The following is a 4688-nucleotide window of genomic DNA, read 5'->3' on the forward strand; positions in this document are numbered from 1 at the left end:
TCAATTCGAAGAAGAACCTTGAGCACACCCACGGGCAAGGGCCGCCAGGCAAGAGCACGTTCTACCCTGGCACCGATCGACGAAGTCGTCACCGGCACGCGTGAACCACAGCACGGTCGAGCCGAGCATGTTGCGGCCGCGCAGGGCTCTGGTCACCGACGGTTGCACCGTGCCGAGGTCCTCGCCGATCACGACCGCGCCGGCCCGGTGGGCCTCCAGGGCCAGGATGCCGAACATCGCGTCGGCGTCGTAACGGACGTAGGTGCCCTCGGCGGCGCCGGCGCCCGGCGGGATCCACCACAGCCGCGACAGGCCGGCGACGTGATCGACCCGGATGCCACCGCCGTGCCGGAGCAGGGCGCGGAGCATGTCGCGGTACGCGGCGTAGCCGGTGGCGGCCAGCCGGTCCGGGCGCCAGGCGGCGAGGCCCCAGTCCTGCCCGAGCTGGTTGAAGGCGTCCGGCGGTGCGCCGACCCGGACGCCCTGGGCGAGGACGTCGCCGAGCTGCCAGCCGTCGGCGCCGCCCGGGTCGACGCCCACGGCCAGGTCGTGGACGATGCCGACGGGCATGTCCGCCGCGGCCGTCGCGGCGGCGGCGAGCTGCTGGTCGCAGAGGCGCTGGAGCCAGGCGTAGAAGCCGACGCGGTCCGGTTCGGCGGTCAGCCCGGCCGGCCAGCGGCGCCAGTCGGTGCCGTGCTCCTCGGCCAGGGCGCAGTAGGTGGCGAACTCGCGCAGGTCCTCGCCGGCCGGTTCGGGCGTCGCCGACGGGAAGAGCAGCTCCAGGGCCGTGCGCTTGGCCTGCCAGACGGCGTCGTAGTCGATGAGGTCGGTGTCGTCGGGGCGCAGGGCGTCGACCTTGGCCCGCAGCGCGGCGTCGGCCCGCTGGTACTCGGTCGTGTCGCCGACCCGGATGTAGAGCGGGTTGGCGAACCGTCGGGAGGAGGGGGAGTAGGGCGAGGCCTGCACGGGGTGGTTCGGCCCGACCGCGTGGAGCGGGTTGAGCAGCACCAGGCCGGCCCCGGTGCCCGCCGCCCAGCCGGCGAACTCGCGCAGGTCGCCGAGGTCGCCCATGCCCCACGAGTCGCGGGAGCGCTGGGCGTAGAGCTGCACCATCCAGCCCCACGCGGCGGGTGGTGGTGGGAGCTTGCGGGGTGCGACGACGACGGTCGCGGTGTCGCCGCCGACGGCCAGGCGGTGCCAGCCGAGGGGCAGCCCGGCCAGGTCGGTGACCTCGCGGGTGGTGCCGTCCTCGAGGGTCACGGTGCCGGACAGGGCGCGGCTGTCGCCCTCGCGGAGCACGATCGTCGGCGGCAGCCGGTCGGCCGCCCGGGCGGCGTCGTCCAGCGCGGCCCGGATCGCCGCCGGGCTGGACGCGTCGACGTCGAGCAGCGCGAGCACGCGTACGACGATGTCCCGGTCGACCTGGGTCCGTCGGCCGTCGGCCGCGTCGTAGCCGGTGACCACGCCGTGGGCGGCGGCGAGGCGCCGCAGGTCCCGCTCCATCAGCCGGTGACCTTGTCGAGGTACTGCAGCAGGTCGTGCGCGGCGATCTCGATCTCCTTGTGCCGCCAGGACGAGGCCCGGTAGACGACGGCGATGAGCCCGGTCCGGTGCAGCCGCCGCAGGTCGCCGTAGACGAAGGCGTACCGCGCCTTGGTCTCGTCGGCCGCACCCTCGGTCAGCCCGAGATGCCACTCGGCCAGCTCGGCCCAGGTATGCCGCTCGAGATAGCTGTTCTCGTCGTCGGCCCGCGGCTGCGCGACCCCCCAGTCGCTGTTGAGCACGTACTGCTTCGCGTCGATCAACTGGCGCGCCTTGCGCACCGCGTCCTTGTTCAGCGCGTACCTGGCCATGCGGCCATGTTCCCCGAACGTCACCCCACCATGCCCGACCCACGCCGGGCCGGACTAAACCCTCTCGTGGTGGTTTAGCAGCAATGATTACGGTAAGTCAGGTGTCATTGCACAACCTGTCGTCAATCCTCACGAACGGGACGTAGTGATGACGCAGACCGCTAGCAGGACCGACCAGCGCTCCGACACGCAGCAGCACCTGCGTGGCGGTGGGCACGACGGTGGCCGGATCACCGTCGCCGACGGTGTGGTTCAGAAGATCGCCGGGATGGCCGCGCGCGAGGTCTCCGGTGTGTTCGCCATGGGTACCGGGGCCGCGCGGACCGTCGGTGCCATAAAGGAAAGGATCCCCGGCAGCACCGGGGCGAGTGTCTCCCAGGGTGTCGGCGTCGAGGTCGGCGAGAACGAGGCCGCCGTCGACCTGGACATCGTGGTCGAGTACGGCGTCTCCGCCAACGAGCTCGGCAAGGGCATCCAACGCAACGTGAAGTCGTCGATCGAGCGCATGACCGGGCTCGACGTCGTCGAGGTCAACGTCAACATCAACGACGTTCACCTGCCCGAGGACGCCGAGGCCAGCAGCGGCAGCGGCAGCTTCACGCCGACCAGTTCAAGCAGCAGCAGTAGCGGCGAGTCGCGGGTGTCATGACCGCGGAGCCCATGACGGAGGCGGATGCCATCGTCGACGGTGTCGACGTCGTCAAGCTCGCCGCCGTCGTCGAGGACTGCCCGGCCGTCGACGCGCTGGTCGAAGGCGCGCCGACGTGGGCCGCCACCTACCTGCCCCGGCGCCGGATCACCGGGATCCGGATCGAAGGTGACGTGGTGACCACCCAGGTGCGCCTGCGCTTCGGGTCGACGGTCGGGCAACTCGCCCAACAGGTCTGGCGGGCGGCCACGCCGCTGGCCGGGTCGCGCCGGGTGGACATCGTGGTCGCGGACATCTCGGATCCGCTCACGGGGGTGTGAGAACAAATGACTATGGTCAGGACGATTTTCGGTACGGCGGTCGGCATCGCGCTCGGCTTCGCCGTGGCGTTCGGCAACTTCGGTGACATGGCGATCGTCGGCGCGTTCGCGATCGTCGGGTACGGCATCAGCAAGGTCGTCGCCGGTCAGGTCGACTTCGGCGCCACGTTCGCGCCGCTGCGCCGGTCGCAGCGGAGTCAGCAGTGACGCACGAGCGCCTGACGCCGGGGCAGGGCCGCCCGGTCGGCACCGCGCAGCCGACGACGACGCCGCGCGCGGAACGGCACATCGCCGAGTCCGCACCGGCGCCGCCGCCCGAGCCGCCGGACCCCGACTACCTCGGCGACATCGTCATCGCGCCGCAGGTGGTGGCCAAGCTCGCGGCGCAGGCGGTGGTCGAGCACCCACGGGCCGGTTCGGCCGCCCCGCGGATGTTCGGCAGCACGATGCCGGGCGCCGGGCACCTCGGAATCCGTTCCTCGGACCTGACCGCCCGGCCGAAGGTGAGTGCCTGGATCGACGCGTCGGTGGCCTACGTCGACATGTCGATCAGCGTGCGGTGGGCGGAGCCGCTCGGTGAGGTGACCGAGTGGATCCGGAACACGGTCGAGGACCGGATCAAGGCGCTGACGGGGCTGACCGTCGCGCGTACCCGGATTTCCGTGACCGACCTCGTCGTCGACGGAGCCTGAGGATGAAACAGCTCAACCGGATCATCGCGCTGCCGATCGCGCTGGGGTTCGTCTTCCTGGCGGTGCTCGTCGTGGTCGAGTTGATCGCCGAGCGGGCCGGGGCCGGCCCGGTGATCGTCAACTGGCACGGCATCTACGACTGGATGGCCACGCACACCTGGGAGTCCACCAGCGTCCGGATCATCGGTGGGCTGTGCGCGCTCGGTGGGCTGTTGCTGCTCGCCCTGCAGTTCATCCCGCGCAAGCCGGAGCGCCTGCGGGTGCACGCCGCCGAGAAGGGCGTCGACGCCGCCATCGACCGGCGCAGCCTGGTGCGCACGGTCCAGCAGGCCGTCGGCGACATCGACGGGATCAGCCAGGCCAAGGTGGCGCTGCACGGCAACAAGGTCACGGTGGACGCCCGGCGGCGGGCCGAGGCGGCCGAGGGCATCACCACGCAGACGGTCGCGGACGCGACCCACCGGGCGGTCGACGACCTGCACCTGCGCCGGCCGCCCCGGATCACCATCAAGCTCGCGACGGCCAGGGAGCGCTGATGTTGCGCGGACACGCGGACCGGATCACCCGGACCATCCTGATCGTCCTCGGCGCGATCTTCGCCGCCATCGGCGGTGCGATCATCGCGGCCAACCTCAGCGTGTACGCCAGCGGATTCGCCTCGCGCACGCTGCTGCAGAACCCGGCCGTGAGCTGGATCGGCGGGCACAGCACGTGGTTCTGGCCGATCGCCGCCGCGGCGCTGACGGTCATCGGCGTGCTGTCGCTGATCTGGTTCTTCGCGATCCTGCGCCCCGCGCGCAAGACCGGCGACATCTCGATCGACGGCACCGCCCGCACGACGCTGGGCTCCGGCGCGCTGCGCGACGCGCTGACCAACGAGATCCAGGGCTACCGCGGGGTGCAGAACGCCAAGGTCAGGGTGTACGGCGAGGCGACCGAGCCGAAGCTCGGCGTCCGGGTCAACCTCACCCAGGACGCCCGCGTGGTCGAGGTGCGGCAGCGCATCGAACGACAGGCGCTCGCCCACGCGCGGGAGGCCCTGGACGCCCCGGAGATGCCGGTGATCCTGGACCTCGGCGTCTCCGGAAAGAGCGGGCCCCGCGTCGAGTGAGCTCGAAGCCGACCGGATGGGCGGGCTCGTCCCCGCGCTGGTCCAGGAGACGCTCGACAACCA

Annotated in this window: 8 protein-coding genes; 6 read left to right on the plus strand and 2 right to left on the minus strand. The window is 71.6% G+C overall.

What is annotated here, in order from left to right; all coding sequences use genetic code 11:
• Together AB0H87_RS38265 and AB0H87_RS38270 are read right to left on the minus strand one after the other, a co-directional pair.
• Positions 1-1503, minus strand: coding sequence for a 4-alpha-glucanotransferase (locus AB0H87_RS38265; RefSeq protein ID WP_360157544.1), 1503 nt, complete (start codon positions 1501-1503; stop codon positions 1-3).
• Positions 1503-1853, minus strand: a complete 351-nt coding sequence (locus tag AB0H87_RS38270) for a hypothetical protein (RefSeq protein ID WP_360157547.1) — start codon at positions 1851-1853, stop codon at positions 1503-1505. Before AB0H87_RS38270 ends, AB0H87_RS38265 begins: the two co-directional genes overlap by 1 nt.
• A 148-nt stretch (positions 1854-2001) precedes the next feature.
• Between AB0H87_RS38270 and AB0H87_RS38275 the strand changes: the two genes are divergently transcribed.
• The 6 genes from AB0H87_RS38275 to amaP are packed head-to-tail and all read left to right on the plus strand — an operon-like array spanning position 2002 to position 4625.
• Positions 2002-2502, plus strand: coding sequence for an Asp23/Gls24 family envelope stress response protein (locus tag AB0H87_RS38275; protein ID WP_360157550.1), 501 nt, complete (start codon positions 2002-2004; stop codon positions 2500-2502).
• Positions 2503-2513: 11 nt separating this feature from the next.
• On the plus strand, positions 2514-2822 hold the full coding sequence (locus AB0H87_RS38280; protein ID WP_360157553.1) for a hypothetical protein: 309 nt from the start codon (positions 2514-2516) through the stop codon (positions 2820-2822).
• A 12-nt stretch (positions 2823-2834) separates the two neighbouring features.
• The gene (locus tag AB0H87_RS38285) at positions 2835-3029 is read left to right on the plus strand and encodes a hypothetical protein (protein ID WP_360157556.1); all 195 of its coding nucleotides are present in this window, start codon (positions 2835-2837) and stop codon (positions 3027-3029) included.
• Complete coding sequence (locus AB0H87_RS38290) at positions 3026-3514, plus strand: Asp23/Gls24 family envelope stress response protein (protein WP_360157559.1); 489 nt, start codon at positions 3026-3028, stop codon at positions 3512-3514. Before AB0H87_RS38285 ends, AB0H87_RS38290 begins: the two co-directional genes overlap by 4 nt.
• Before the next feature lie 2 nt (positions 3515-3516).
• Positions 3517-4050, plus strand: coding sequence for a DUF6286 domain-containing protein (locus tag AB0H87_RS38295; RefSeq protein WP_360157562.1), 534 nt, complete (start codon positions 3517-3519; stop codon positions 4048-4050).
• Positions 4050-4625 carry an alkaline shock response membrane anchor protein AmaP gene (gene amaP / locus AB0H87_RS38300; RefSeq protein ID WP_360157565.1) on the plus strand — a complete coding sequence of 192 codons (576 nt, stop codon included), beginning with the start codon at positions 4050-4052 and terminating at the stop codon, positions 4623-4625. The genes AB0H87_RS38295 and amaP overlap by 1 nt, the downstream gene beginning before the upstream one ends.
• The last annotated feature ends 63 nt before the right edge of the window (positions 4626-4688 follow it).

Origin of the sequence: Asanoa sp. NPDC050611 (assembly GCF_040654855.1) — a bacterium.
Lineage (GTDB): Bacteria > Actinomycetota > Actinomycetes > Mycobacteriales > Micromonosporaceae > Asanoa.